Source organism: Mesorhizobium sp. P2_C4, from assembly GCF_056404575.1.
The window spans coordinates 1,127,069-1,152,263 of record NZ_JBFUDT010000002.1 but is presented as its reverse complement, the minus strand read 5'-3'; the positions used below and the strand labels follow the sequence as shown (position 1 = coordinate 1,152,263).

General features: G+C 63.5%; 24 protein-coding genes, 1 tRNA gene and 1 pseudogene. 14 read left to right on the top strand and 12 right to left on the bottom strand.

The features are described from left to right. Window positions 1–214: 214 nt before the first annotated feature. Window positions 215–2,053 carry a M3 family oligoendopeptidase gene (locus AC1DX6_RS11880; RefSeq protein ID WP_477313376.1) on the bottom strand — a complete coding sequence of 613 codons (1,839 nt, stop codon included), beginning with the start codon at window positions 2,051–2,053 and terminating at the stop codon, window positions 215–217. A 149-nt stretch (window positions 2,054–2,202) separates the two neighbouring features. Between AC1DX6_RS11880 and AC1DX6_RS11875 the strand changes: the two genes are divergently transcribed. From AC1DX6_RS11875 to AC1DX6_RS11865, 3 genes are all read left to right on the top strand, one after another. Beyond that, window positions 2,203–3,729, top strand: coding sequence for a sigma-54-dependent transcriptional regulator (locus AC1DX6_RS11875; RefSeq protein ID WP_477313374.1), 1,527 nt, complete (start codon window positions 2,203–2,205; stop codon window positions 3,727–3,729). 380 nt (window positions 3,730–4,109) lie between these two features. Then, window positions 4,110–5,903 carry a peptidoglycan L,D-endopeptidase MepK gene (mepK, locus tag AC1DX6_RS11870; RefSeq protein ID WP_477313372.1) on the top strand — a complete coding sequence of 598 codons (1,794 nt, stop codon included), beginning with the start codon at window positions 4,110–4,112 and terminating at the stop codon, window positions 5,901–5,903. 154 nt (window positions 5,904–6,057) lie between these two features. Then, a tRNA-Gln gene (locus AC1DX6_RS11865) sits at window positions 6,058–6,131 on the top strand. Window positions 6,132–6,249: 118 nt separating this feature from the next. Here AC1DX6_RS11865 and AC1DX6_RS11860 read toward each other — a convergent pair. Then, entirely contained in the window at window positions 6,250–6,888 is a 639-nt protein-coding gene (locus tag AC1DX6_RS11860) for a 2-dehydro-3-deoxy-phosphogluconate aldolase (protein WP_477313370.1), read from the bottom strand. 193 nt (window positions 6,889–7,081) lie between these two features. On the opposite strand from AC1DX6_RS11860, the gene trhO reads away from it, so the two are divergent. Further along, entirely contained in the window at window positions 7,082–8,005 is a 924-nt protein-coding gene (gene trhO / locus AC1DX6_RS11855) for an oxygen-dependent tRNA uridine(34) hydroxylase TrhO (RefSeq protein WP_477313368.1), read from the top strand. A gap of 23 nt (window positions 8,006–8,028) precedes the next feature. Here trhO and AC1DX6_RS11850 read toward each other — a convergent pair whose 3' ends face one another. Beyond that, complete coding sequence (locus AC1DX6_RS11850) at window positions 8,029–8,391, bottom strand: YybH family protein (RefSeq protein WP_477313366.1); 363 nt, start codon at window positions 8,389–8,391, stop codon at window positions 8,029–8,031. Window positions 8,392–8,573: 182 nt separating this feature from the next. On the opposite strand from AC1DX6_RS11850, the gene AC1DX6_RS11845 reads away from it, so the two are divergent. Together AC1DX6_RS11845 and AC1DX6_RS11840 are read left to right on the top strand one after the other, a co-directional pair. After that, on the top strand, window positions 8,574–9,311 hold the full coding sequence (locus tag AC1DX6_RS11845; RefSeq protein WP_477313364.1) for a tellurite resistance TerB family protein: 738 nt from the start codon (window positions 8,574–8,576) through the stop codon (window positions 9,309–9,311). 211 nt (window positions 9,312–9,522) lie between these two features. Then, a complete protein-coding gene (locus AC1DX6_RS11840) occupies window positions 9,523–10,278 on the top strand; it encodes an SDR family oxidoreductase (RefSeq protein ID WP_477313362.1) in 756 nt (251 codons plus the stop codon). A gap of 15 nt (window positions 10,279–10,293) precedes the next feature. Here the strand turns inward: AC1DX6_RS11840 and AC1DX6_RS11835 are convergent, their stop codons facing one another. Next, entirely contained in the window at window positions 10,294–11,487 is a 1,194-nt protein-coding gene (locus tag AC1DX6_RS11835; RefSeq protein WP_477313360.1) for a pyridoxal phosphate-dependent aminotransferase, read from the bottom strand. A gap of 83 nt (window positions 11,488–11,570) precedes the next feature. Here AC1DX6_RS11835 and AC1DX6_RS11830 point away from each other — a divergent pair, with 83 nt between their 5' ends. The 4 genes from AC1DX6_RS11830 to denD are packed head-to-tail and all read left to right on the top strand — an operon-like array spanning window position 11,571 to window position 14,493. After that, window positions 11,571–12,257 (top strand): GNAT family N-acetyltransferase, encoded by a 687-nt coding sequence (locus tag AC1DX6_RS11830; RefSeq protein WP_477313358.1) that lies wholly within the window; start codon window positions 11,571–11,573, stop codon window positions 12,255–12,257. A gap of 13 nt (window positions 12,258–12,270) precedes the next feature. Further along, the gene (locus tag AC1DX6_RS11825; protein WP_477313356.1) at window positions 12,271–13,251 is read left to right on the top strand and encodes a cation diffusion facilitator family transporter; all 981 of its coding nucleotides are present in this window, start codon (window positions 12,271–12,273) and stop codon (window positions 13,249–13,251) included. A 58-nt stretch (window positions 13,252–13,309) separates the two neighbouring features. Continuing rightward, the gene (locus AC1DX6_RS11820; RefSeq protein WP_477248387.1) at window positions 13,310–13,516 is read left to right on the top strand and encodes a hypothetical protein; all 207 of its coding nucleotides are present in this window, start codon (window positions 13,310–13,312) and stop codon (window positions 13,514–13,516) included. Window positions 13,517–13,518: 2 nt separating this feature from the next. Continuing rightward, window positions 13,519–14,493 carry a D-erythronate dehydrogenase gene (gene denD / locus AC1DX6_RS11815; RefSeq protein ID WP_477313354.1) on the top strand — a complete coding sequence of 325 codons (975 nt, stop codon included), beginning with the start codon at window positions 13,519–13,521 and terminating at the stop codon, window positions 14,491–14,493. Here denD and AC1DX6_RS11810 read toward each other — a convergent pair. The 4 genes from AC1DX6_RS11810 to AC1DX6_RS11795 form a co-directional block, all read right to left on the bottom strand. After that, complete coding sequence (locus AC1DX6_RS11810) at window positions 14,490–15,680, bottom strand: nickel/cobalt transporter (RefSeq protein ID WP_477313352.1); 1,191 nt, start codon at window positions 15,678–15,680, stop codon at window positions 14,490–14,492. The genes denD and AC1DX6_RS11810 overlap by 4 nt on opposite strands. A gap of 4 nt (window positions 15,681–15,684) precedes the next feature. After that, window positions 15,685–16,353, bottom strand: coding sequence for a DUF1007 family protein (locus AC1DX6_RS11805; protein WP_477313350.1), 669 nt, complete (start codon window positions 16,351–16,353; stop codon window positions 15,685–15,687). 100 nt (window positions 16,354–16,453) lie between these two features. Continuing rightward, window positions 16,454–17,353, bottom strand: a complete 900-nt coding sequence (locus tag AC1DX6_RS11800; protein ID WP_477313348.1) for a LysR family transcriptional regulator — start codon at window positions 17,351–17,353, stop codon at window positions 16,454–16,456. A gap of 3 nt (window positions 17,354–17,356) precedes the next feature. Next, window positions 17,357–18,556 (bottom strand): amidase, encoded by a 1,200-nt coding sequence (locus AC1DX6_RS11795; RefSeq protein ID WP_477313346.1) that lies wholly within the window; start codon window positions 18,554–18,556, stop codon window positions 17,357–17,359. Window positions 18,557–19,096: 540 nt separating this feature from the next. Between AC1DX6_RS11795 and odc2 the strand changes: the two genes are divergently transcribed. Both odc2 and AC1DX6_RS11785 read left to right on the top strand, forming a co-directional pair. Next, window positions 19,097–20,230 carry an ornithine/lysine decarboxylase gene (odc2, locus tag AC1DX6_RS11790; RefSeq protein ID WP_477313344.1) on the top strand — a complete coding sequence of 378 codons (1,134 nt, stop codon included), beginning with the start codon at window positions 19,097–19,099 and terminating at the stop codon, window positions 20,228–20,230. Window positions 20,231–20,327: 97 nt separating this feature from the next. Beyond that, complete coding sequence (locus AC1DX6_RS11785; protein WP_477313342.1) at window positions 20,328–20,897, top strand: GNAT family N-acetyltransferase; 570 nt, start codon at window positions 20,328–20,330, stop codon at window positions 20,895–20,897. A 64-nt stretch (window positions 20,898–20,961) separates the two neighbouring features. Here the strand turns inward: AC1DX6_RS11785 and AC1DX6_RS11780 are convergent, their stop codons facing one another. From AC1DX6_RS11780 to AC1DX6_RS11765, 4 genes are all read right to left on the bottom strand, one after another. Then, window positions 20,962–21,246 carry an SCP2 sterol-binding domain-containing protein gene (locus AC1DX6_RS11780; protein ID WP_477313340.1) on the bottom strand — a complete coding sequence of 95 codons (285 nt, stop codon included), beginning with the start codon at window positions 21,244–21,246 and terminating at the stop codon, window positions 20,962–20,964. 206 nt (window positions 21,247–21,452) lie between these two features. After that, the gene (locus AC1DX6_RS11775; protein ID WP_477313338.1) at window positions 21,453–21,974 is read right to left on the bottom strand and encodes a hypothetical protein; all 522 of its coding nucleotides are present in this window, start codon (window positions 21,972–21,974) and stop codon (window positions 21,453–21,455) included. A 55-nt stretch (window positions 21,975–22,029) separates the two neighbouring features. Beyond that, window positions 22,030–22,449 (bottom strand): hypothetical protein, encoded by a 420-nt coding sequence (locus AC1DX6_RS11770; protein WP_477313336.1) that lies wholly within the window; start codon window positions 22,447–22,449, stop codon window positions 22,030–22,032. Between the two features lie 12 nt (window positions 22,450–22,461). Beyond that, entirely contained in the window at window positions 22,462–23,004 is a 543-nt protein-coding gene (locus tag AC1DX6_RS11765) for a rod-binding protein (protein WP_477313707.1), read from the bottom strand. Between the two features lie 213 nt (window positions 23,005–23,217). Here AC1DX6_RS11765 and AC1DX6_RS11760 point away from each other — a divergent pair, with 213 nt between their 5' ends. Next, window positions 23,218–23,646 (top strand): DOPA 4,5-dioxygenase family protein, encoded by a 429-nt coding sequence (locus AC1DX6_RS11760; protein WP_477313334.1) that lies wholly within the window; start codon window positions 23,218–23,220, stop codon window positions 23,644–23,646. A gap of 642 nt (window positions 23,647–24,288) precedes the next feature. Beyond that, window positions 24,289–24,692: pseudogene (locus AC1DX6_RS11755) on the top strand (DOPA 4,5-dioxygenase family protein). Window positions 24,693–25,195 lie beyond the last annotated feature (503 nt).

Below are 25,195 nucleotides of genomic sequence, written 5' to 3'. Positions count from 1 at the left end.
AACCGCCACGACCGGCCGAAATCTTGTCGGCCGGAGCCGCGCGCCCGGCTGAGCTTCAGTCGGGACGCTACCATACAGCCTACGGAAAGCTAACGGAAAATTTCCACGCAGAGTTGTTCAAGAACAAATATTTAGAGCAAGAATAAAGCGGTCTCAGTATGCATTCCGGCTAAACTGTTCTGGCCGCCCCCAGTCGACGCCATGCCAGGGCAGGTCAGTTGTCCAGCGCTTCCAGTTCGTCGATCAGTCCGCCGATCACGCCAAGCCCGATCTGCCAGAAGGCCGGGTCGGTGGCGTCGAGGCCGAAGGGCGCCAGAAGCTCCGAATGGTGCTTGGTGCCGCCGGCGCGCAGCATCTCGAAATACTTGTCCTGAAAACCGCGTTCGGCATTCTGGTAGACGGCATAGAGCGAATTCACCAGGCAATCGCCGAAGGCATAGGCATAGACGTAGAAGGGCGAGTGGATGAAGTGCGGGATGTAGGTCCAGAAGACCTCGTAGCCCTCGCGCAATTTGATCGCCGGCCCCAGGCTTTCGGCCTGCACTTCGAGCCAGAACTGGCCGAGCTTGTCGGAGGTCAGTTCGCCGTTCTTGCGCTCGGCATGCACCTTGCGCTCGAATTCGTAGAAGGCGATCTGGCGCACGACCGTGTTGATCATGTCCTCGACCTTCTGCGCCAGCATGGCCTTGCGCTCGCGCTTGTCGGTGGTCTGGTCGAGCAGCGAGCGGAAGGTCAGCATCTCGCCGAAGACGGACGCCGTCTCGGCCAGCGTCAGCGGCGTCGAGGCCATCAGCGCGCCCTGGCCGCCGGCCAGCACCTGGTGCACGCCGTGGCCGAGTTCGTGGGCCAGCGTCATCACATCGCGCGGTTTGCCCATGTAGTTGAGCAGCACATAGGGATGCGCCGACGGCACCGTCGGATGCGCGAAGGCGCCGGGCGACTTGCCCGGCCTGACCGGCGCGTCGATCCAGTTGCGGTCGAAGAAGGTGCGGGCGATTTCCGCCATGTCGGGCGAAAAGCGCTGGTAGGCGGACAGCACCGTGTTCTTGGCCTCGTCCCAGCCAATCACTGACTGCGGCGTCTCCGGCAACGGCGCGTTGCGGTCCCAGTGGTTCATCACCTCCATGCCGAGCCAGCGCGCCTTCATCGCGTAATAGCGGTGCGACAGGCGCGGATAGGCGTCGCGCACAGCCGACGCCAGCGCATCGACGACGCTGCGCTCGACGCGGTTGGCGAGATGGCGTGAATCGGCGATGTCCTCGAAGCCGCGCCAGCGGTCGGAAATCTCCTTGTCCTTGGCCAGCGTGTTGGTGATCAGCGTGAAGGTGCGCAAATTCTTGCGGAAGGTTGCGGCCAGCGCCTCGGAAGCCCGGCGGCGCACCTCACTGTCGGCGTCCTGCAGGCGGTTCAGCGCCGGCTCGAGCGCCAGTTCCTCGCCGTCGATGTCGAAGCGCAGATCGGTCATCGTCTCATCGAACAGCCGGTTCCAGGCGCCGCGCCCGGTAATCGACTTTTCGTGGAAAAGCTGCTCGACGCGATCCTCGAGCTGGTAGGGCTTGTCCATGCGCAGATCGAGCACCCAGGGCCGGTAGTGGGCGAAGCCCGGGTCGGAGGCAAGCGCGTCCTCGATCGCGGCATCGTCGATCAGGTTCAGTTCGAGCGCGAAAAACAGCAGATGCGCGCTGGCGTCGGTCATCTTCTCCTGGATGTCGCCATAAAGCTTGGCGCGTTGCGGGTCGGCCGTGTTGCCGGCATAGACCAGGCCGGCATAGGAGACGATGCGGCCGATCAGTTCCTCAAGCGCCTCATAGGCGGCAAGCGCCTCGCCCAACTTGCCGGCGCTTCCGCGCCCGGCCTCGGCTGCAAGCGTGCCTTTCCAGCGGTTCTCAAAGGCGGTGGCATCGCTTGCTGCCTTGGCGATATCGCGCTTCAGCTCGGGCGCTTCCATGCCGGGATACAGATCGGCGAGGTTCCATTCCGGCAGGTCGCCAAGCTCCGCCGCGCCCTGACCCGACGCTGCCGCCGCAAGCTGCCGACCTGGAACCATGCGCATCAACAATAACCTTCCGGAATCAAGGGGAAAGGACAAGCCGGTCAAATCCTAAGGAATTCATTCACCGGGTTTTTTGAAACCTTGTTTAGAACCCTGTGCCAAGATGATCCATAGGGCGGATACAATCGGGCGGGTAATTCAAGACAGTCATGACAGGTTCCATACTCATAGTCGATGACGATCCCGTGCAGCGCAGGCTGCTCGAGGCGGCAGTGACGCGGTTCGGCCACACCGCGATCGTTGCCGATGGCGGCGAGGCTGGGCTCGCGGTTCTCGACGGGCCCAACGCAGGCGATGTGTCGGCGATTATCCTCGATCTTGTCATGCCGGGCCTCGACGGCATCGGCGTGCTGAAGGCCATGCGCGAGCGCGGCATCCATATCCCTGTCATTGTGCAGACCGCCCAGGGCGGCATCGAAACCGTCGTTTCGGCGATGCGCCACGGTGCTTTCGATTTTGTCGTCAAACCGGCTTCTCCCGACAGGCTGCAGACGTCGATCGGCAACGCGCTCAAGGTCGAAGCGGTAGAGGACGAGGTCAAGCGCACGTCGCGACGGCGCGGCGGCCACCTGACCTTCAAGGACATGATCACGCACAGCCCGGCGATGGACCGGGTGATCCGTCTCGGCCAGAAGGCGGCGGCGTCCAATATCCCGATCCTGATCGAGGGCGAGTCGGGTGTCGGCAAGGAACTGGTGGCGCGCGCCATCCAGGGCAGCGGCGACCGCCGCTCAAGACCCTTCGTCACCGTCAATTGCGGCGCCATCCCCGACAATCTGGTCGAATCGATCCTGTTCGGTCACGAAAAGGGTTCGTTCACCGGCGCAACCGATAAACACACCGGCAAGTTTGTCGAGGCGCATTCGGGCACGCTGTTTCTCGACGAGATCGGCGACCTGCCACTCGACGTGCAGGTTAAGCTTCTGCGCGCCGTCCAGGATGGCGAGGTCGATCCGGTCGGCGGCCGTTCGACCGTCAGGGTCGACATCAGGTTGATCTCGGCAACGCACCGCAACCTTTTGCAGCAGGTCAAGGACGGCAAGTTCCGCGAGGACCTGTTTTACCGGCTGAATGTCTATCCGATCTTCGTGCCGCCGCTGCGCGACCGTCGCGACGATATTCCTTATCTAGTCTCGCACTTCATGGAGAAGGTTGCCCCCGTCGATTCGCGCCACCGTCTGCTCGGCATTTCGGACGCCGCGCTCGCCATGCTGCAGGCCTATGACTGGCCAGGAAACATCAGGCAGCTGGAAAACGCCGTGTTCAGAGCCTCGGTGCTCGCCGAAGGCGACGTGCTGACCACGGAGGAGTTTCCGCAGATCCGGGCGCAGGTGGACGGCACCGTCAATCTCGATGCGTATGCCGCATTGCCAACGCCCGGCTCGGTCACGGGCAGCCAGCCGCAAGACGATGGCGGCGCCGTTGAAGTCGAGCTCGATCCTCCGGCGAGGCTGCAGCCGCGTTTCGGCACGCTGCGGGCGCTGGACGAGCGCGGCAATGTGCGCGCGCTGGCCGATGTCGAACTCGAAATGATCAAGCTGGCGATCGACCACTATGACGGCCAGATGAGCGAAGTCGCCCGCCGCCTCGGCATTGGCCGCTCGACGCTCTACCGGAAGCTGAAGGAATACGGCATCGACCCGGAAACCGGCCGCGTCGACCGCCTAGCATCCTGACGGCGCAAGGCCGGGAACAGTTCCCCGATCATAACGCGGCCCTGTTTCAGGCGTCAAAGCCGGAATGTGGCAGGCTGGGGCGTCACACGCACGGTGCTGTTCACGCATTAAGGCTAACGGTAACAGATCGTGTTGCGGCAAAAGGCTGAATCCTGATCTAAACCAGCAGTTTACCAAGAAACCTTGTGGAGCATTTTTGACGGGATATCGCCACGGTGTTACCGCATTTCGGCTTCAATAAGCGATGATTAACCATTAGGATCGATATTCGGATGTGAAAACGACGCATCCGTTTGGGCAAATCCGGGGACAAACGGCAGCCTGCAGGGCCTTTTGATTTGAACAGAGTCGAACGACACACAAACGGGCGGCACTATCACATGAGCGTCTGGCCGAGATGGCTGGCAGCGGTGATTTTTGCTATCGGTTTCCTCTCGGCAGCGGCGACCGGCGCCAGCGCGGAAACACGTTCGCTCAAGCTGTATCACCTCCACACGCATGAAAAGGCCGAGATCGTTTACAAGCGCAACGGCCGCTATGTCCCCGAGGGACTCAGGAAGATCAACATCATCCTGCGCGATTGGCGCCGCAACGAGCCGACCAAGATGGATCCGCGCTTGCTGGACCTGGTGTGGGAGGCCTACCGGCAGGCTGGCGCCACCGATTACATCCAGGTCGTCTGCGGCTATCGCTCGCCGGCGACCAACTCGATGTTGCGCAGCCGCAGCCGGGGCGTCGCCAAGGAAAGCCAGCATATGCTGGGCAAGGCGATGGATTTCTACATTCCCGGCGTGCCGCTGAAGAAGCTGCGCAACATCGGCCTGAAAATGCAGGGTGGTGGCGTCGGCTACTATCCGACCTCCGGCTCGCCCTTCGTTCACATGGACGTCGGCAATGTGCGCCACTGGCCCGGCATCAGCCGCCAGGAACTGGTCAGCCTGTTCCCTAACGGAAAGACGCTGCATGTGCCGAGCGACGGCAAGCCGCTGCCCGGCTATGCTCAGGCGCTCGCCTCCTACAAGGCGCGCAAGGGTGCTGGTGCTCCGGCCATCGAACTGGCAAGTGCCGGCGGCAGCACCAAGAAGTCCGGTGGCTTTCTCTCGGCTTTCTTTGGCGGTGGCGACGACGAAGCTGACGACAGCGCCGATGTCGAGACGGCTTCGGCCGCACCCGCGCCCAAGTTGAAGAGCGTCAAGCCGACGGCAACCGCAAAGAACAGCAACCTTCCCGGCATAACGATCGTGGCGCCGCAAGATGCGCAGCGTGCGGAGATCCCGCAGGTTGCCGATGACGCTGCCGATTCGGAGCCGCAGCAGGACACGCCGGCGACGATCATCGCGGCGCTGCCGGCCAAAGAGATTCCGCTGCCTGATTTCGCACCGCGTCCGAAGGCCGATGTCGGCGCGCAGACGCCTGAAAATGTTCCGTTCGGCACTGCCGATGCCACCGCCACCACCGAGCAGACGGTGGCGACGGCGCAAGCGCCGACGAGCGTTCCCTTCGGCATGGCGGATCCCTCCACAGTCGCCGACCCGGCACAGGTCGCGGTCAACAACATTCCGCTGCCGAGCTGGCGTCCCGACCGTTCGCTGCCGGCCGATCTCGCGCCGCAGGACAAGGATGTGCTGCTGGCGCTGGCGGATACGGCCTCGCACAACCAGACCGCTACGGATGCGTTCTCGGTGCTGCCGTCGCAGCGTCCGGATGAGGTCAAGGCTGTTCTCGAGCAGGCCACTGCCACCGACGACTATCAGGTCGCCTCGCTTGAGCCGCGCTCGGCGTTCAACGACCCGTCGGGTGTCGATGCCGCTTCGCCGCGCGACGCGATCGTCGCCCGCCCGGCCGGTTCCGATCCGGCTGCCGCGATCGGCGCCGGTGTGAAGACCACGCGCAAGGAGGCCAGGGCCACCGCCCGCGACCTGAAGCCGGGACCGAAAGCGGTGGTGGTTGCCGCCGCACCGCAGGCGGCGCGCTGGGCGCTGCACAGCGGCGAATATGTCGCCACCGTGTCGGACTCCACGACGGCGCCGCGCTTTGCCTACAATCTGGTGCGTACGGCGCCGAGCGAGGTCTACACGGCCGGCTTCCAGCAGGACAACCAGATGGCCGATGCCAACCGGTTCACCGGCAACGCCATCAAGTTCCTTTCGGTCGCCCGCTTCCAGACCAAGTAACGGTCTGGCCGAATGACACAAAAGCCGCGCTGGGCAACCGCGCGGCTTTTTTTGCTTTTCAAGAAACTCTACAAATAGACGCGCCTGCGGATGGTCTTTTCCACACAGCGCTGGCGTCCATTGCGCTGGGATGCTAACCACCAATCCACCATTCTCCCGCTTCGTCTAATGGTAGGACAGCGCCCTTTGAAGGCGTGAATCGTGGTTCGAGCCCATGAGCGGGAACCAGCGTCATCCAATGATTGTTTTCGCGCCCGCGCGGGCTTGGGCCTGAAGGTCATGCAAGGAAGCAGCGAGCCCGGTCGGTGAAAAGCCGGCCGGGCTTTTTCGTGCCTGGCGAAAGCGCCTACTTCCCGAGTTTGCTCGCGGCCCGCGCTAGTGCCTCGATCTCATCCCACTTGCCGGCCTTGACCAAGTCGTCCGGGGCCACCCAGGAGCCACCGACGCAGATGACGTTGGGCAGGCTCAGATAGTCGGCGGCGTTCTTGGCCGAAATGCCGCCGGTCGGGCAGAATTTCACATCGGCGAGCGGCGAGGCGAAGGCCTTCAGCGAGGCGATGCCGCCCGATTGTTCGGCCGGGAAGAATTTCAGGAAACGCAGTCCAGCTTCCCGCGCCGCCATGACTTCGCCCGGCGTGATGGCGCCGGGCAGCAGCGGAACCTCGCTGTCCTTCGCCGCCGCCAGAAGCTCGCGGGTGATGCCCGGGCTGACGATGAATTTCGAGCCTGCGGCCGCCGCGTCGTCGAATTGCTTTGCATCGAGAATGGTGCCGGCGCCAACGATGGCGCCTTCGACCTCGCCGGCCACCCGCCGGATCGCCTCCAGCGCATCGGCGGTGCGCAGCGTGATCTCGATCGCCGGCAGGCCGCCCCGGGCCAGCGCGCGGGCCAGCGGCACGGCGTCGGCAACATTGGCGATCTTCAGCACCGGGATGACCGGCTGGCCATTGAGGAGCGACAGGAGCTTTTCGGTCTGGGCTGACATTTGTCGTCTCTCCGGCTTCGAACAATTCAACCGATTAGCAGAAGGCCGTTTTTCTGTCCACGAAGGGTAAGCGTGTCGCGATGTCACGCGTGGCCGGCAATGCCGTGAAGAGGGTCGCTGCGCCATCCATGGAAAGACCGGGCGCGCAGGCCTTGCCTTGAATCGGCTTTCGCAAGCGTTTAGTGGCTTGGCGATGACATTGTCCAATCAACCTTTGCGCGTTGCGGCGCTCTACCGGTTTGCGCGGCTCGATGCCTTCGAGGCATTGCGTGCGCCGCTCGCCGCCTTCTGCTGCGGACGCGGCATCAAGGGCACGCTGCTTCTGGCGCATGAGGGCATCAACGGCACGGTTGCCGGCAGCGAGGCGGCAATCGCTGAACTGATCGCTCACCTTGAAACCATCGAAGGTCTCGCCGGTCTCGAAGTCAAATACAGCAGCGCCGAGGCGATGCCGTTCCACCGCATGAAGGTGCGGCTGAAGCGTGAGATCGTCACCATGGGTATCGAGGATATCGATCCGGCAAGAAGTGCGGGCACCTATGTCGCGCCGGCGGACTGGAATGCGCTGATCGCGGACCCGGACACGATCGTCATCGACACCCGCAACGCCTATGAAGTGTCGATCGGCACCTTCAAGGGTGCGGTCGATCCGGCAACGGCGAGCTTTCGCGAGTTCCCGGCCTGGGTCGAAAAACATCGGGACGAATTCGACGGCCGCAAGGTCGCCATGTTCTGCACCGGCGGCATACGCTGCGAGAAGGCGACAGCCTATGTGAAGTCGCTCGGCGTCGAGGACGTATTCCACCTCAAGGGTGGCATCCTCAAATATCTCGAAGAGGTGCCGGCCGAGGAAAGCCTCTGGCAAGGCGAGTGCTTCGTCTTCGACGAGCGGGTTTCGGTGTCGCACGGACTTGCTGAAGGTGACGCCGAACTCTGCCGCGCCTGCCGCCATCCGTTGACACCAGAGGATCGGCTGTCGCCGACCTACGCCGCCGGCGTCTCATGCCCGCATTGCTTCGACGCCCGTTCGGACGAAGATCGCGCCCGCTATGCCGAGCGGCAGCGCCAGGTCGAGCTGGCGCAGGCGCAGGGCAGGGGTCCGCATATCGGCAGCTGACGTTGGCGCGGGCTCGGATTGCGTCACCAGGCGACGGAATAGCGGTCGATCACCCACAGCCACGTGCCATCGCTTTGCCGACGGGCGACCTCGGAGGTCACCGTGCCGTCGGGAAGCCGGGTCGACGTCAGCGCCAGGTCGCCGTTGATCACCGCCGGGCGCTGCTCTCCGCGCTGGAATTTTCGCCCGGTGGCGGCAAACGCGACATACAGCGCGCGGATCGCTTGGCGACCGCGCGTCAAGTCAGCCTCGCCGCTATCGATGACGGCATCGGGTTCGAACAGCGCAACCATGCCGTCAATGTCTCCGGCCCATTGCCGGTCAATCAGCAAGCGCTCGAGATCCTGAGGATCGCGTGCGGGTTCATGGCTTGAGTCATCGGTCATGCAACGCTCCAGGCAATCCGGTTGGGAGCGTGACACTAGCCGAAGCCGAAGCTGGTTTCGACACGTCGATTTCCGCCTCTTCTGGCAAAGAGCGCGGCTGTCATTGTAATGTCCATATGCGGGGCCTACCTCTCTGACGTTCGAAACCTGCCCGTCTGGCTGGGCAAATTCTGGAGGCATTGATGTTCGATCCCAAGAAGCTCCTCGACGATCTGCTCGGCTCGCAAATTCCCGGCACCAGCGGCACCGTCCGCGACAAGGCCGGGCAGGCCGTGCAGATGGCCAAGGACAATCCGCTGGCCGCCGGCGCGCTTGCCGCGGTGCTGCTTGGGACCGGCACGGGACGACAAGTGACAGGCACCGCCATCAAGCTCGGCGGGCTGGCCGCGATCGGCGGCCTCGCCTACAAGGCCTACCAGAACTACAAGGCCGGCAACGCGCCGGCGGAGACGCCGGGCGCCGGCGAGCCGGAACTGCTGCCACCGCCCGCCGATACCGCCTTCCATCCCTCGCAGGCGCCGCAAGGCGAGGATGAATTCACGCTGACGCTGGTGCGGGCGATGATCTCGGCGGCGAAGGCCGACGGCCATGTCGACGACGACGAACGCCAGAAGATTGCCGGCAAGCTCAGCCTCGCTGGCATCGGAACGGAAGCGGAAAAGTTCCTGATGGCGGAACTGGAGAGCCCGCTCGACCTCGATACGCTGGTCGCCGGCGCCAAGACCGACGCGCAGAAGCTCGAGCTCTACACCGCGTCACGCCTCACCATCGATCCCGACACACGCGCCGAACGCGGCTATCTCGACCTGCTGGCCGGCCGCCTTGGCCTGCCGGACGCGCTGGTCGACCATGTCGAGGCGACGGTGTCGGCGGCCAAGGTTCCGGCACCGACCGGAACGGCGCCCAATCCGCGCTGGTAGGCGGCGCGGGCCAAGCCGGAAAATGCGCTAACGTCTCGTTAACCTGCCAAGCGCATGATTCTAGACAGTCGGATCGGCTTTTCCTCCTCCCAAGCCCGGTTCAGATCAGGGCGGTCGCCAATGACCGCCCTTTTTGTTGGCACAGCCTTGGGCCGGCTTGCCATGATCCCCGTCATTTGCGATGGCTCGTCCCCTTCCAGGGAGAACGGCCATGACAGACCAGAGAACCGCCATCGTCACCGGCGCGGGCACCGGCATCGGCAAGAGCGTCGCCACGGCGCTGCTCAAGGCTGGCTGGAACACGGTGTTTTGCGGCCGCCGCCGGCCGGTTCTGGAAGCCGCGATCGCGGAAGCCGGGCCAACGCAGGCCAAAGCCTTGGCGGTGGCCTGCGACATCAGCAAGGCGGAGCAGGTCGACGACCTGTTCGAGACGGTGCTGGCTGCGTTCGGTCGTGTCGACCTGCTCTTCAACAATGCCGGCATGGGCTACAAGTCGACGCCGATCGACGAGATCCCGGTCGAGGTGTGGAACGACATCGTCGGCGTCAATCTCACCGGATCGTTCCTGTGCGCGCGTGCGGCCTTCAGCGCCATGCGCAAGCAAAAGCCGATGGGCGGGCGCATCATCAACAACGGCTCGGTGTCGGCCTATGCGCCACGGCCGGGCTCGGTGCCCTACACCGCGACCAAGCATGCGATCACCGGCCTCACCAAGACGCTGGCGCTGGACGGCAGGCCCTTTGACATCGCCTGCGGCCAGATCGACATCGGCAATGCGCTGACCGACATGGCGCATGCCATGACCGTCGGCGTGCCGCAGGCCAACGGCAGCATCGCCGTCGAAGCGGTGATGGACGTTCAGCGCGTCGCCGACGCCGTCGTCCACATGGCCAGCCTGCCGCTCGACGCCAATGTGCTGTTCATGACGGTGATGGCGACCAAGATGCCGTTCGTCGGGCGGGGGTGAGCGACAGCCTCCGCGTTACTTCGGACCCTTCGCCAGGAACGCCTCGATCCGCTCCAACGCGCGCAAAATGTTTTCCTCGGAATTGGCGTAGGAAAGCCTGATGTAGCCCTCGCCGAGAATGCCGAAATCGGGGCCGCCGATCAGCGCCACGCCGGCATCCTCGAGCAGCGCCGAGGCGAGCTTCTTGGCCTTCCAGCCGGTCTTGGACACGTTGGGGAAGGCGTAGAAGGCGCCTTTCGGCGTGATGCAGGACACGCCGGGCAGGGCGTTCAGCCCCTCGACCACGACCTTCCTGCGATTGTCGAAAGCGCGCATCATCTTGTCGACATCGTCCTGCGGCCCGTCTATTGCCGCGATGCCGGCATATTGGCTCGGCGCGTTGACGCAGGACCAGCAATTCACCGCCAGCTTGCGCACCTTGTCGTAGAGATGCGCGCCCTTGTCGCCGTTCGGCCAGATCGACCAGCCCATGCGCCAGCCGGTCATCGCCCAGGTCTTCGACCAGCCGTTGAGAACGATCAGCCGGTCGCGGATTTCCGGGAAGGTGAGCAGCGAGCAATGCGTCGCGCTGTCATAAGTCATCACGTCATAAATCTCGTCGGAGAGGATGGCGACGTCGGGGTGCGCTTCGAGCCCCTTGACCAGCTTCTCGATCTCGGTGCGCGGCGTCACGCCGCCGGTCGGGTTGGCCGGCGAGTTGAGGATCAGGAGCCTGGTTTTTGGCGTGATCAGCGCCAGCGTTTCCTCGGCCGAAAAGGCAAAACCGTTTGCCTCGCGCATCGGCACGGGAATGGGTGCCGCGCCGGTGAACTCGATCATCGAGCGGTAGATCGGAAAGCCTGGATCGGGATAGAGGATCTCAGTGCCCGGCTCACCGAACATCAGGATCGCGGCGAACATGGTCGGCTTGCCGCCGGGCAGGATCATCACGCTCTCGGGCGAGATCTCTATGCCGGTGGTGGTCAGCGTGCGGCGCACCACCGCTTCGCGCGTCGCCAGCAGGCCGTTGGCCGGCGTGTAGCCGTGGTGGCCGTCGCGCAACGCCCTGATCGCCGCCTCGACAATGTGCTGCGGCGTTTTGAAGTCGGGCTGGCCGATGCCGAGATTGACGATATCGCGGCCCTGATGGGCAAGTGCGGTGGCACGCGCGAGCACCGCAAAAGCATTTTCCTCGCCGAGACGGTCGAAGGCCGAAATCGTGTGGAGCATTTTTCCCGTCCGTGTGGTTCTTACTGTTGGGTCGCGTTTTTGTGAGCGTCGGACCGCAAATGTCAAACGGATTGGAGTCTTGCGTGTCGGAAAATCTGAAGAATTGGCAGCCTCGCCCGCGTCCCGAACGCAAGATCATCGACGGCCGCTATGCAAGGCTTGAGCCGTTGAGCGCCGCAAAGCATGGCGACGGCCTGTACGAGGCGTCGTCGGTGGCCGATGTCGGTGGCCGTTTCGCCTGGCTGCCCGACTATCCGCCGGAGACCCGTGCCGACTTCCAGCCATGGCTGGACAAGGTCGAAGCCAGCGAGGACCCGCTGTTCTTCACCGTCATCGACAAGGCCAGCGGCAAGGTCGCCGGGCGGCAGACGTTGATGCGCATCGATGCCGCCTATGGCGTCATCGAGATCGGCAACATCTATTGGGGGCCGCTGATTTCGCGCAAGCCTGCAGCGACCGAGGCGCAGTTCCTGTTCATGAAATACATTTTCGACGAGCTTGGTTATCGCCGCTACGAATGGAAGTGCAACAACCGCAACGAGCCGTCGAAGCGCGCTGCCGAGCGGTTCGGCTTCAAGTTCGAGGGCATTTTCCGCCAACACCTTGTGGTCAAGGGTGAAAACCGCGATACCGCGTGGTATTCGATCATCGACAAGGAATGGCCTGATCTGCGCAGCGCCTATGAGGCATGGCTCGATCCAGCCAATTTCGATGGCGACGGTGGGCAGAAGCGACGGCTCGAGGATTTCCGCGCCGAGTTCGGTGCGTAGCGGGAGTTGGATGATGGCGCATAGCCACGACCATGGTGCGCAAGGGCATGACCACAGCCATGGCGCCGGTCATGTGCACGGCTCGACCGACAAGAAACGCGTGCTGATCGCAGCGTGCCTGACCGCCGGCTTCATGGTCGCGGAAGCGCTTGGCGGCCTCCTCACCGGGTCTCTGGCATTGCTGGCGGATGCCGGCCACATGCTTGCCGATGCGATCGCGCTCGGCCTTGCCTGGTATGCGTTTCACCTGGCGGGACGACCGGCGACCGTCCGGCTCACCTATGGCTTTGGCCGGGTCAAAACCCTGGTCGCCTACACCAACGGCATTGCCATCTTCGCCATTGCGCTGTGGATCGTCTATGAAGCCTGGGGGCGGCTGCTGACGCCGGCCCCGGTGCTGGGCGGACCGATGCTGGTGGTGGCGATCGCCGGCCTGCTGGTGAACCTCGCCTCCTTCTTCGTGCTGCATGGCGGCGACAAGGACAGCCTCAACATGCGCGGCGCCATCCTGCATGTGTTGGGCGACCTGCTCGGCTCGGCCGCGGCCATCGTCGCTGCGCTGGTCATCCTGGCGACCGGCTGGACGCCGATCGATCCGATCCTGTCGGTGCTGGTCTCGCTGCTGATCCTGTCGACGGCCTGGTCGCTGATGCGCGAAGCCGCCCATGTGCTGCTCGAGGGCGTGCCGACGAGCCTCGATCGCGACCTGATCGCGCGGGATATCCAGGCGAAGGTCAAGGGCGTGCGCGAGGTGCATCACATGCATGTCTGGTCGCTCGACGGTTCAAGCAACATGGCGACATTGCATGCCTGTCTCAACGACGGCGTCGATGCCCATACCGCCGTCAGCGCCATCAAGAAGCGGCTTGCCGCCGAGCATGGCATCAGCCACGCCACTGTCGAACCGGAATTCGGCCACTGCGCCGATGACGAGCATGACCACGACCATGATCATGCGCATGGTACGGCGCCGCATCACGGCCACTATCACTGATGCAAGGAATCCATGACATGGCAACGAGACTGAATTCCCGCCCCAGCGGGCGCGCGTAGTGGACCGCGACACGCGCAATGCGCTGATCGCGGCAGCGTGGATCATGCTGCTGTTCGGCCTCGCCGCCTATTGGCTGCCAACGGTGATGCTGGCGGTCGGCAGCGTCTCCACTGTCCTGGCCGGCATTGTCGCGGCCATCTTCCTGGTGGCGTTCTTCGCCGTGTTCTGGCTGCGCGCCCGCAGCCAACGCAAAAAGGGTCTTTGACAATGCGCATTCTGATCACCGGCGCGGCAGGCATGGTCGGCCGCAAACTCATCGCCCGGCTGGCAAAGGACGGAACGCTCAACGGCCGCAAGATCACCGCGCTCGACCTGCACGATATCGTGCCGCCGCAGGCGCCGGCTATTGAAGGCGTCAGTGTCTCCATTCACACTGGCGATCTCGCAGCACCAGGTGCTACGGCAAGCCTGGTCGCGTCGCGCCCCGATATCGTCTTCCATCTCGCCGGCATTGTCTCGGGCGAGGCGGAAGCCAATTTCGATCTCGGCTACCGCGTCAATCTCGACGGCACGAGGGCGCTGTTCGATGCAATCCGGCTGGCCGGCTTTGCGCCGCGCGTCGTCTTCACCTCGTCGATCGCGGTGTTCGGTGCGCCGTTTCCTGACATCATCCCGGACGAGTTCCATCCGACGCCGCTGACCTCCTATGGTACCCAGAAGCAGATGAGCGAAGCGCTGCTGGCCGACTATTCCAGACGCGGCTTCTTCGACGGCATCGGCATCAGGCTGCCAACCATCTGCGTGCGGCCAGGCAAACCTAACAAGGCGGCTTCCAGCTTCTTCTCCGGCATTATCCGCGAGCCGTTGAGCGGCCAGGAGGCGATCCTGCCGGTGCCGCGTTCGGTGCTGCACACCCATGCCAGCCCGCGCTCGGCGGTGGGTTTCCTGATCCATGCCGCCGGCATCGACGGCAACGCCGTCGGGCCGCGCCGCAATCTGACGATGCCCGGCGTCGCCGTTACCGTCGGCGAGCAGATCGAGGCGCTGGAGCGCATTGCCGGCGCCAAGGCGGTAAAGCTGATCCGCGAAGAGCCCGACGACACGATCTGGGCGATAGTCAAAGGTTGGCCGACGCGCTTCGAGGCGCGGCGCTCAAGGGAGCTTGGCTTCAGCGCCGAGAAGAGCTTCGATGACATCATCCGCGCCCATATCGATGACGAGCTCGGCGGCAAGATAAGTTAGAGAACCGTACCGGTCGCCAGGCTCGCCGACAAAAGCAGCAGTCCGAACAGGAAGACAAAGGCGGCGCCGCCGATCTCGACGATCGAGTGGATGCGGTTGCCCATGCGACCATCGCCGGCGAAATACACCGCCCAATTCTTAGCCGTCACCGCAATCGTCGCCAGAGCTGAGACCGTGATCGCGGTGCCGAGCGACATCGCCAGCACCGACAGTATGCCGCCGAACCACAGGCCGTTGAGCAAGGCAAAGCTCAGCACGATCAGCGCGCCGGAGCAGGGGCGGATACCGACCGCCGCCACCGCCGACCAGGCGGTGCGCCAGTCGAAGCGGTCGCCGGAAAGCAGCGCCGGATCGGGTGCGTGCGAATGCCCACAGGTGTCGCAGACCTCGCCCGCCGCATGGGCGTGGCGATGGTCGTGATGATCGCCATGATCGTGGTCATGCTCGCCGTGATCGTGCGCGTGAGAATGATGATCGTGTGTCGTATGGTCGTGATCGTCATGTGCGTGAAGCGTGTGGGAATGCGCCGAATGCGCATGCGCGGCATGCGCGTGGCTCGCATGTGAGTGACCAGCATGCGAATGGCCGGCATGAGCGGCCGAGAGGCTGTAGGCGGGGCTGGCGCCGAACAGGCGCAGGATCGCGGGGCCGGCCTTGCGCCACAGAAGCCAGGCGCCGAACAGGGTGACGAAAACATAGCTCATGATTTCGAGGAACCATGCCGCGTCGGTCATCGAAACGGTGGTGCCGCGCAGGACGAAATAGGCGAGCAGCATGACCACGATCGCGGTCAGGCCCTGCAAAAGCGCGGAGACGAAGGACAGCATGATGCCGCGCCGCAGCGCCACTTCGTTGGCCACCATGTAGGACGAGATCACCGCCTTGCCGTGACCGGGGCCGGCGGCGTGGAAAATGCCGTAGGCGAAGGACAGGCCGACGAGCAGCCACAGCTTGCTGCCGTCCTGGCGCATCGCCTTCATCGCGGTTGCCAACGCACGGTAGAATTCCTGCTGGCGAAGATTGATCCACATCAGGATGTGAGCGAACGGTCCGGTGGCGGTGGGGGCCATGCCGTCATTGGTGCCGATGCCGAGCGAGCTCTGGGCGTGGGCGGAGCCGAGAAAATGCGTCATCACGACGGTGACGGCCAAAAGGGCGAGTGCCAAACGCAGGGACGGTTTCGTCACCGGATTATCCTTCTGGCTGACAGTTCAGCTCAAGCTTGGTGGCAAAGATCTTGCTCATGTCGGTGCCCGTCGGGTCGTTGAAGAAGGCTTCCGTCAGGGTCTTCTGGTTTTCCTTGATCGCCTCGTCCGGGTCGGGCCGGATGACGGCCTTGGTGCAGTTCGAGGGCAGGCCTTCGACCGTGATGTTGCTATCTTCGGTGAAATCGATCGCCGTGTAGAAGGTCGGATCGTAGACGCCGAAATCGATCTTGCCGGCGAGCTTGATTGGTTCTTTCGGTTCGGATTCGAACAGGATGATCAGTTGGTCGTTGTCGAAATTGGCCATCAGGTGCGGCGGCGGCGTCATCGCCACGTCCTTGCCGTTGACGGTGACGAGCTGGAAATAGTTGAACTCGGCCAGCGAGGCATGGACGGTGTCAGCGACATCCTTCAGCTCCTTGTCGTCAAGCTTCAGGTCGGAGTTCTTGTCGAACTCCATCATCACAGTACTCGAAAACAGATCGTCGAAGCGCCAGAGATGACGCAGCGCTTTCACACTTTGGTGATCCTCACTCAGAATGACGTCGAGACGCGCCTCGGCGAAGACGTGTGGATGCACCTCGGCCGGTCCGACCGTGGCAAATGTCGCCGCCATGGCCGAAGCCAGCATGATTGCTTGCCGTTTGAGGTGCATTCCCGGTCGCGATTCCATCGACTTCAGAGGGTTTCGAGAGTTACCAGAAAGGGGGCGAAATTGGGACCGGTGCCGCGTGTCGCCCAAAAGCCGGATCGGCTCATGCCGCTTCGCGCGTCTTGAACCACTGCACCAGGAAATCGACAAAAACGCGAACCTTCGCCGGCAGATAACGTCGGTGCGGGTAGACGGCGAAAATACCGCTGCCCGACAGGATGCGGTCGTCCATCACTGTCACCAGCCGGCCGCTTGCGATATCGGGCGCGGCGATGAAATCCGGCAATATGGTGAACCCCAGCCCCGACACGGCGGCAGCTCTTGCCGCCATCGGACTGTTGACCTCGATCGGGCCCGACACCGAGACGCTTACCGCATCGCCATTGTCGCCCTTGAACGGCCAGTTGGTCAGCGAGCGGCCGTTGGTGTCGACGATGCAAGGCACGCGAGCAAGATCCTGCGGCCGCAGCGGCATGCCGTGCTTGGCGATAAGCTCCGGCGAAGCGCACAGCCGCACCGAAAACGGCGCCAGGCGCCTAGCGATCAGCGACGAGTTTTCCAGCCGCGAAATGCGCACCGCAAGATCAAAACCCTCCTCGACCAGATCGACGAAGCGGTCGTCGAGATGGATATCCAGCACGATGTCGGGATGCTGCTTGGCGAAGTCGATCAGCGACTGGCCGATCGGCGCGTCGGCAAAAGTGCGCGGTGCCGAAAGCTTGATCCGGCCGCGCACGTCGCCGGAGGATTCGCGCACCGCATCGGCGAGGCTGTCGACCTCGCGCACGATCTCCGAGGCGCGGCGAAAATAGGTGTGGCCGGCTTCGGTCATCGAGAACTGCCTGGTGGTGCGGTTCAAGAGCAGCGCGCCGAGCTCATCCTCCAGCTCGCGCACATATTTGGACAGCAGCGCCTTGGAGCGGCCGATCTTGCGCGCAGCGGCTGAAAAGCCTTCGGCCTCGACGACGTCGATGAAGGCGCGCATGCGGGTCAGTGTGTCCATGGGTCAGGTCTTTCGTGCCGCGTCGAGGATTCTACGGCCGAGCCGTATCAGGGCGACGTCGCTGCCGGAAGGGCCGAGCAGCGAAAGGCCGAAGGGCGCGCCATCGATCTGGCCGAGCGGCAACGTGATCTCAGGAAAGCCGGACAGGCCGGAAAGGCACAACAGATGCTGCGCCCGTTCGCGATACGCCTGCAATTGTTCCGGTGCGCCCTCAGCAAGCGGCGCTGCTCCGGGCACCGTCGGCAGGACGAGGAAGCCATGGCTACCAAGCAGATCGGCGAGTTCGGTGCGGAACGTCAGGCGGCGCGCCGCCTCGGCATGCGCCGTCTTGATGTCGACTGCCCGGCCGAAGCCGAAGCGTTCCTCGACGCCGGGCCCGAGCTGGCGGTTGCCGCCGGCGATCCAGGCGCCATGCTCGCGCCAGGCCTCGAAGGCCTGCAGCCGGCGAAAGCACCAGTAGAGCTCGTCGGGGAAGGACGCGAACGAGTATTCCATCAGCGTCGGTTCGCCGATGACGGTGGCGGCCAAGGCCTTCATCCTGGCATATTCGGCCGCCTCGGCGGGGCCGGCCACGAAAGCGTCCAGCCAGCCAATCGAGAGCGGACGGTTGAGCGGCTGCTGGTGCGGATCGAGGCCGAGCAACAGCTTGCCGACCGTCTCATAGGTCTCGATGTCGTCGGCGAACCAGCCGAACGTGTCGAAGCTTGGCGCCAGCTTCATGGCGCCCTCGAGCGAAATGCGGCCATGCGTGGTGCGCAGTCCGATCAGCCCGCAAAAACTCGCAGGCGCCCTGATCGAGCCGCCTGTGTCGGAGCCGACGGCGATATCGGCAAGTCCGCCGGCGACCGCTGCCGCCGATCCCGACGAGGAGCCGCCGGTGACGCGCTCAGGCGCGGCCGGGTTTACCGGAAACAGAAAATGCGCGTTCTGGCCGATCAGCGAGAAGGCTAGCTCGTCGGTCTGCGTCTTGCCGACGAATCGTGCCCCGGCGTCGAGGATCATCTGCACGGCCGCGGCGGTACTGGAGGCGGCGTGGCCATCGACGAACTTGCTCGGATTGCCGCAGCCGGTACGGTAGCCGGCAACGTCGTAGATGTCCTTGACGGCGAGCCGCAGCCCGGCAAGCGGGCCCAGTTCCGCATTCGCCACCGGCATCTGGCGCAGGTCGAGAAAGGCGTTGAGCGGGCCGTGCGTGCCTGGCATCGTTCGCTATCCGGATACGGTTGCCGCAGCATTGTTCGATGCCGGAAATTTTACAACCTGCGATACGATTTTTATTGATTGTGAAATCTTTCGACCCTATATCGCGCTTGCCCAAAGTCGCACGTGCCTGTGGGTGTCCGCCGATCCTCAAATGGTGAGGGATATCGGTAAGGTAACTGGAGCCAACCCCTCCAGTCGGTTTAGCGGCCAACCGCAAGACCGAGGACACCTTGAAGCAACGACGGTGCGGGCCTTTCTGGTGTTCTGCCGGTCGTCCAAAGACCGGGGTTACTGAAGAGGCACACCTTCATTGCCGGCAGTGCGGACGGGTCTCCCATCCAAGCCAAGGCAGACAAAGCGAACCGAGGCCGGGCAAGGCCAAGGTTCACCGCCGCGAGACGGCGATTCATGGTTCCGGGGTCTCCACCGGCTGGTTCCATGATTTGACGTCCCGCCTTTGTCCACCGCGTGTTCGCGAGGCTGACAGCCCGCGTCCCGCAGCCTTATTGCGCGCCGCAAGGCGTTTATGGAGAGACCCCGATGGCCACCCAGCGCATCCTTGACTTCCTCGCCACCCGACGTCCGTCCGGCCCCTGCCTCGTCGTCGACCTCGATGTCGTGCGCGACAATTTCCGCGCCTTCGAGAAGGCGCTGCCCGATTCCAAGATCTACTATGCGGTGAAAGCAAACCCGGCGCCGGAGATCCTGCGCCTGCTTGCTGCGATGGGCTCGTCCTTCGACACCGCTTCCGTTGCCGAAGTCGAGATGGCGATGGACGCCGGTGCGCCGGCGGACCGCATCTCCTTCGGCAACACCATCAAGAAGGAGCGTGACATTGCACGCGCCTACCAGCTCGGCATTCGCCTGTTTGCGGTCGATTGCGTCGAGGAGGTCGACAAGATCGCCCGCGTCGCTCCAGGCGCCCGCGTGTTCTGCCGCGTCCTGACCGATGGCGAAGGCGCCGAGTGGCCGCTGTCGCGCAAGTTCGGCTGCGTGCCTGACATGGCCGTCGACGTGCTGCGCCACGCCAAGGCGCTCGGCCTCGACGCCCATGGCGTGTCGTTCCACGTCGGCTCGCAGCAGACCGATTTGACGGCGTGGGACCGTGCGCTGGCCGACGCCAAGAAGGTGTTTGCCACGCTCGCCGATGAAGGCATCGTCTTGAAGATGGTCAATATGGGCGGCGGCTTCCCGACGCGTTACCTCAAGGACGTGCCAGTGGCGCAAGCTTACGGCCAGGCGATCTTCTCGGCGCTGCGCAAGCATTTCGGCAACGCCATTCCCGAGACCATCATCGAGCCGGGCCGTGGCATGGTCGGCAATGCTGGCGTCATCAAGTCGGAAGTCGTGCTGATCTCGAAGAAGGCCGCCAACGACAATGTGCGCTGGGTGTTCCTCGACATCGGCAAGTTCGGCGGTCTGGCCGAGACGATGGACGAGGCGATCCGCTACCCGCTCGTTACCCGCCATGACGGTTCTGAGACGGCACCTTGCGTGCTCGCCGGCCCGACCTGCGATTCGGCCGACGTGATGTACGAGAAGACGCCATATCCGCTGCCCTTGTCGCTGACCATCGGCGACGAGGTGCTGATCGAAGGCACCGGCGCCTACACGACCACCTACTCGGCGGTCGCCTTCAACGGCTTCGAGCCTCTCCGATCCTACGTGATCTGACGGCTCGCTAGGAGCCGATCAGATCACCCCAGGTGGGCGCCTGTCGCCCGCTTGGGCTCGCCTGTGGAACAGTCTCCGCTCGTGAAGGATCGCGGATATGGAAATGCCAAACGAAATCGTGGCCGGCTCGCCGGCCTTCATCATCACCGCCGAGGCCGCAGCCGATGTCGCGGCGCGTGAAGCGCTGCTCGATCGCGCCATGGGCCCGATGCGGCGCAAGAAGTCGTCGGAAAAGCTGCGGCGCGGCCGCCGGCCTTCGGAAGGCCTGGCCTTCGTCGCGCGCGATGCGGCGGGCGCGGTTATCGGAACCGTGCTGCTGTGGGATGTGCGGTTGGGCGAGGGCGGTGCGGCAGCGCTACTGCTCGGCCCGCTCGCCGTCGATCCGGCGCTGAAAGACGCCGGCATCGGCTCGGCGCTGATGCGCCATGCGATCGGCGAAGCCACGCGCCTTGGCCACGCCGCGATCCTGCTGGTCGGCGATGCGCCCTATTATGGGCGGTTCGGCTTCTCGGCGGCAAAGACCGGCGCGCTCGCCATGCCCGGCCCCTATGAGCGGCACCGCCTGCTGGCGCTGGAACTGGCGGACGGCGCGCTCGACGGGGTACGCGGCACGCTGAAAGCGGCAGGGCGCAAGCTCAAGGCACAGAGGCTGCCGCTCGCCGCCTGATCGGTCGAAAGCAAACGCCGCCAGTCCTACGCAGGGCGGGCGGCGTTTTGTATAACTGTACGGGTCAGCCGAGCACCTGGCTGAGCGCCATGGCAACCGTCATGTCGCCTTCGACCTTTATCTTGCCGGACATGAACGCCATGGTCGGGTTGAGGTCGCCGGCGATCAACGAATCCAGATCGTCCAGCGAAAGCTTTACGGTGCAGTCGGTCGGCGCATCGGTGTTCGAAACGGTCGCACCGTCGATGACGATGACGCCGTCGCTGCCGGTGTCGAACTTCACCGAATGCTCGAACCCGGCGCTCGCCACGCGCGACCTCATCCTGTCGGCAATCTCCTGAACGCTCATGGCTGTTTCTCCTCGTCTCGTTGCTTTTGCTGCGCATTGGCACTTCGCGATTTATGATCGCTGGCGCATATAGCTTCGGGTTGACGTTTACGTCAACGCGGTTTGTCTGCGTCATTTTTCCGATGAGGAAGGGAGCAAGCCATCAGCCTTGTGAGCCGGATGATTAGCGGAGCCTCTGGCGCGGGGTGAATCCGGCTGGCGGCAGGTCAATGTTCCGCGGCAGGCTTGGGTGTTTCCGCCTCCGCTGGGGCCGGGTCTTTGCGGCGGCGCATGGCGTTGTCACGGATCTCGTCCTTGGTCAGGAAGTTGACCTGGTCGATCAGCACTTCATGCACCAGCTCGGCGCCGACTCTGGTGTTGATGGTGTCGCGGATGGCGGTGCGGAAGGCGTCGAGGTTGATCGTCTCCTTCTTGGTGAAGTCGATCTGCGGGTTGGAATAGAGATAGGAATAGACCTGATCGGTCATCAGCGCTTCGGCCGGTATCGACAGCTTCTTTATCTCGGCGGGCTCGACCGTGTAGACGAGCTTGGTCAGGAAATAGCCGTCGATCCTGGAATCGCGGATCAGCGGCACCGAGATCATGTCGGTCTTGACGTAGTCGAGACCGCCCAGCATCGGCTTGGGTGTCTCGCCGACGCCGGCCTCGCCGGCCGCCTGGAACGAATAGAACACTGCGCCGAGCGTGGCGGCGCAGATCCAGATCGCGGCGGCGATGAATTTGATCACCGGCTCTTCCCAGCTTTGTTCGGGCCTGTTCTGCCCGGGCCGGCCATTTTCGGGATCATGCCTTGGCCCATCCGAATTCGCCTGCCGAATAGGTGCCATCGGCTTCGGCGCGTTGAATGGCGTTCTTCAACAGATTGGCGACCTCGTTGACCGCGTTGAGGTGCGCCAGGATCGCCGCCTCGTTCCTTGCCAGCTTCTGGCGCAGCCGTGTCAGGCCCTCGCGGTGCTGCTCGAGGAATTCGGCTTCGCTGCCGCCCTTCATGGCGCGCGTCAGCTCATAGAGATAGCGGCTCTTGCGGGCGTTCGATGCCTTGAGGTCATAACTGGTGTCGCTGCGGATACCTGCCGTCTCTTCCTCGACCGCTTCCTCGATGCGGCCGATGATGGCGGCGAGATTGCCTGGCCGCGCGAATGGGATCGGCGCTTCGGTCGTGCGCGCCGGCAGGTTGGAAGAGAATTCCGAATAATCGGCCATGATAATCCTGGTCTAGATTTTGAAGTCGGTTTTGATGGTCGTCTCGTCGCCGGTCATCGACCGCGCGACCTTGCGCTGCAATTCCTGGACCAGCGAGGTGGACAGCCGGGTCTGCTGGTCGATCTCGGTCTTCTCAGGTCCGCCTGAGACCGGCCCGACCGGAACGGTGCGCTTGCCGTCCTTGTAGTGGTCGGCCAGCATCGACTTGGCGATGCCGATGCCGCCGCGATCGGCCATGACGTCGGCCATCCTTTCGGCAAGCTGCGACTTCCACATGTCGCCGGCCAGGCCCTTGCCGTAGACGCCTTCGGTGTCCTTGGGCAGCATGTTCTGGATGAAGGTCTGCAGCACCATCGCCTCGAACTTCTTGAACTTCTTGGCCGGGTCGGCGTTCGCGGCGGCCTTGTCAGCCGTGGCGCGCGACAGGATCGAACCGGCATCGACCGAGGCTGCGGTGTCGATCGAAAAAGTCCCGGCCACGCCGCCAGCCCGCTTGGTCAACGCCGCGCGAGCGGCCTCGATGTCAACGGGGTCGACAGCGCGGGCCACATCCATAACGATGTCGCTGGGTGGAGAAATAGCCAAGAAAGTCCGCCTTTTACCGGTTTTCCGTGGCTAGACCATGCCTCAACAAGCTTGTGGCAGGCTTGCGGGGGAGAGGGGTGAGGGAATGCAGGCGGATGGTCGAGCCGTTTCCCGAGTCCAAGTGACAGGCATTTGTCGCGCGTATACGCTGCCTGCACGACAATCATCGAGGGAGCCATAGAGGTGAACGCAGACACTGCCAGCCCAAGCTCCCCAAGGCCCCTCGCGGAGATCGCCAGCTATCACGCCCATATCTACTATGGCGGAGCGGCCGAGCGACAGCACGCCGAATGGCTGCGCCTGCGCATTGGCGAACGTTTTCGCGTACGCCTGGGCAATTGGCGCGACGAACCGGTCGGCCCGCATGAGCAGGCCATGTACCAGGTCTCTTTCGCGACCGAGATTTTCGCTTCGCTGGTTCCCTGGCTGATGCTGAACCATGGCGGCCTAAGCATCCTCATCCACCCCAACACCACCAACCCCAAGCGCGACCATCTGGTTGATCCCCTCTGGATCGGGCGGGCGTTGGGGGTGCATGCGGATGTGCTTGGCGAGGAGGATGAGGCGGAGGAGGCGCTGGAGGTGAATACGGAGCCGACGCTGGGAGCTTAGGGGGGCGTCTATCCGACAGAGGGCAGGTATGGTTGAACAAGATCGCCGGGCTCATATTCGTCGGCTTGGCGCTTAGGCTGGCGACGTCGCATCATTAAGACGCAGCACGCGCAATCGTAGCACGCTGCTGCTTTGGCTGCAGCCTTGCAGCTCTTGGCGGAATCGCCGATCCGCTTCGAGCATTTGCCTTGACGCAATTCAGATCGAAACCGCTGTGCTTTCTGGAATTTCTCTAAAATGATTCTTCGGTCTCAATATACCCCTTTCGGCTTAGTCCATTTGAATTAGATGCTGGCCATCGACTCACGCGCGAGTCAGGCCAATACTTCATGCTCGTAAATTAAGCGAAGCGGGGGCTCGCAAACATGGATTCCGATATCATATCGGGGATAGCTGTTACTTCCATTGTCGTCGGCTTCGCCGGTCAAGCCGTTTTGCTTTGGATCGCATGGCGCGGCCTTGGGTGGACGCCGGCGATAGTTATCGCGAGCAACCGAAGAGGGCGCTTCGCCGATGGCCGGGATTCGCCTGGCTCGTCGCGTCAATGAAGTGGCTGTGCGGCATGCGCACAGCTCCCTTTGCTTCCGTCAACTGCTCGCCCTAGGTGGTCTCATAGACGACGGCAAACCGCTCAGGGTACCTATGCGGCGGCGAAGGCCTCTCTCGAAAATCGCCCGCTATCACGCCCATATCCACTATGGCGCGGGACGGCCGAGCGGCAGCATGCCGAATGGCTGCGCCTCCGCATCGGCGAACGTTTTCGCGTGCGGCTCGGCAACTGGCGCGACGAGCCGGTCGGCCCGCATGAGCAGGCCATGTACCAGGTCTCCTTCGCCACCGAAGTTTTCGCGACGCTGGTTCCCTGGCTGATGCTGAACCATGGGGGCATCCTCATCCACCCCAACACCACCAACCCCAAACGCGACCATCTGGTTGATCCCCTCTGGATCGGGCGGGCGTTGGGGGTGCATGGCGAGGTGCTTGGCGAGGAGGATGAGGCGGAAGAAGCGCTGGAGGTGAATACAGAGCCGACCTTTGAGGCGTAGGGGGCCTCGGCAAAGTGTGCGGTTCGGCCTCATAGTCGCATTCGCCTGAAGTTTAGGTCAGGCAGGTACAACCTGCCGCTTCGCGCCTCATGTCCGCCATTCAGCCCGGTTCAACGGGCCACCAAAAGCGGACATCATCTTCCTCGGCTTGGGCCATTGCCGATGGCCGAGGTCACGACCGACTATCAACTCGCGCACGCTCTAGTTACGCGCTGCTGCTGGACGCCCAAACGCACGCGGTCTGCAGCTCGTGCGAGCATAGAAATCAATGGATCATCAACGCAAAGCAGTCGACGAAAGGTAGAACCTCCTTCAGCGCCTTATGCCTGCTGCCAGAATTCTCTGCCATCATCCGGACTCCGCAAATCGCCGCAGGCTGGCAATGAGACGGTCAAATTCCCACTCCTTCGGCAGTCCGTCTGTCAGTATCCTGTAGAGCAAGGGAGAGAAATCATCGCGGCCGTGCTTGAATCGAACGAGCCGCCGTATAACTTCCGTGTCCA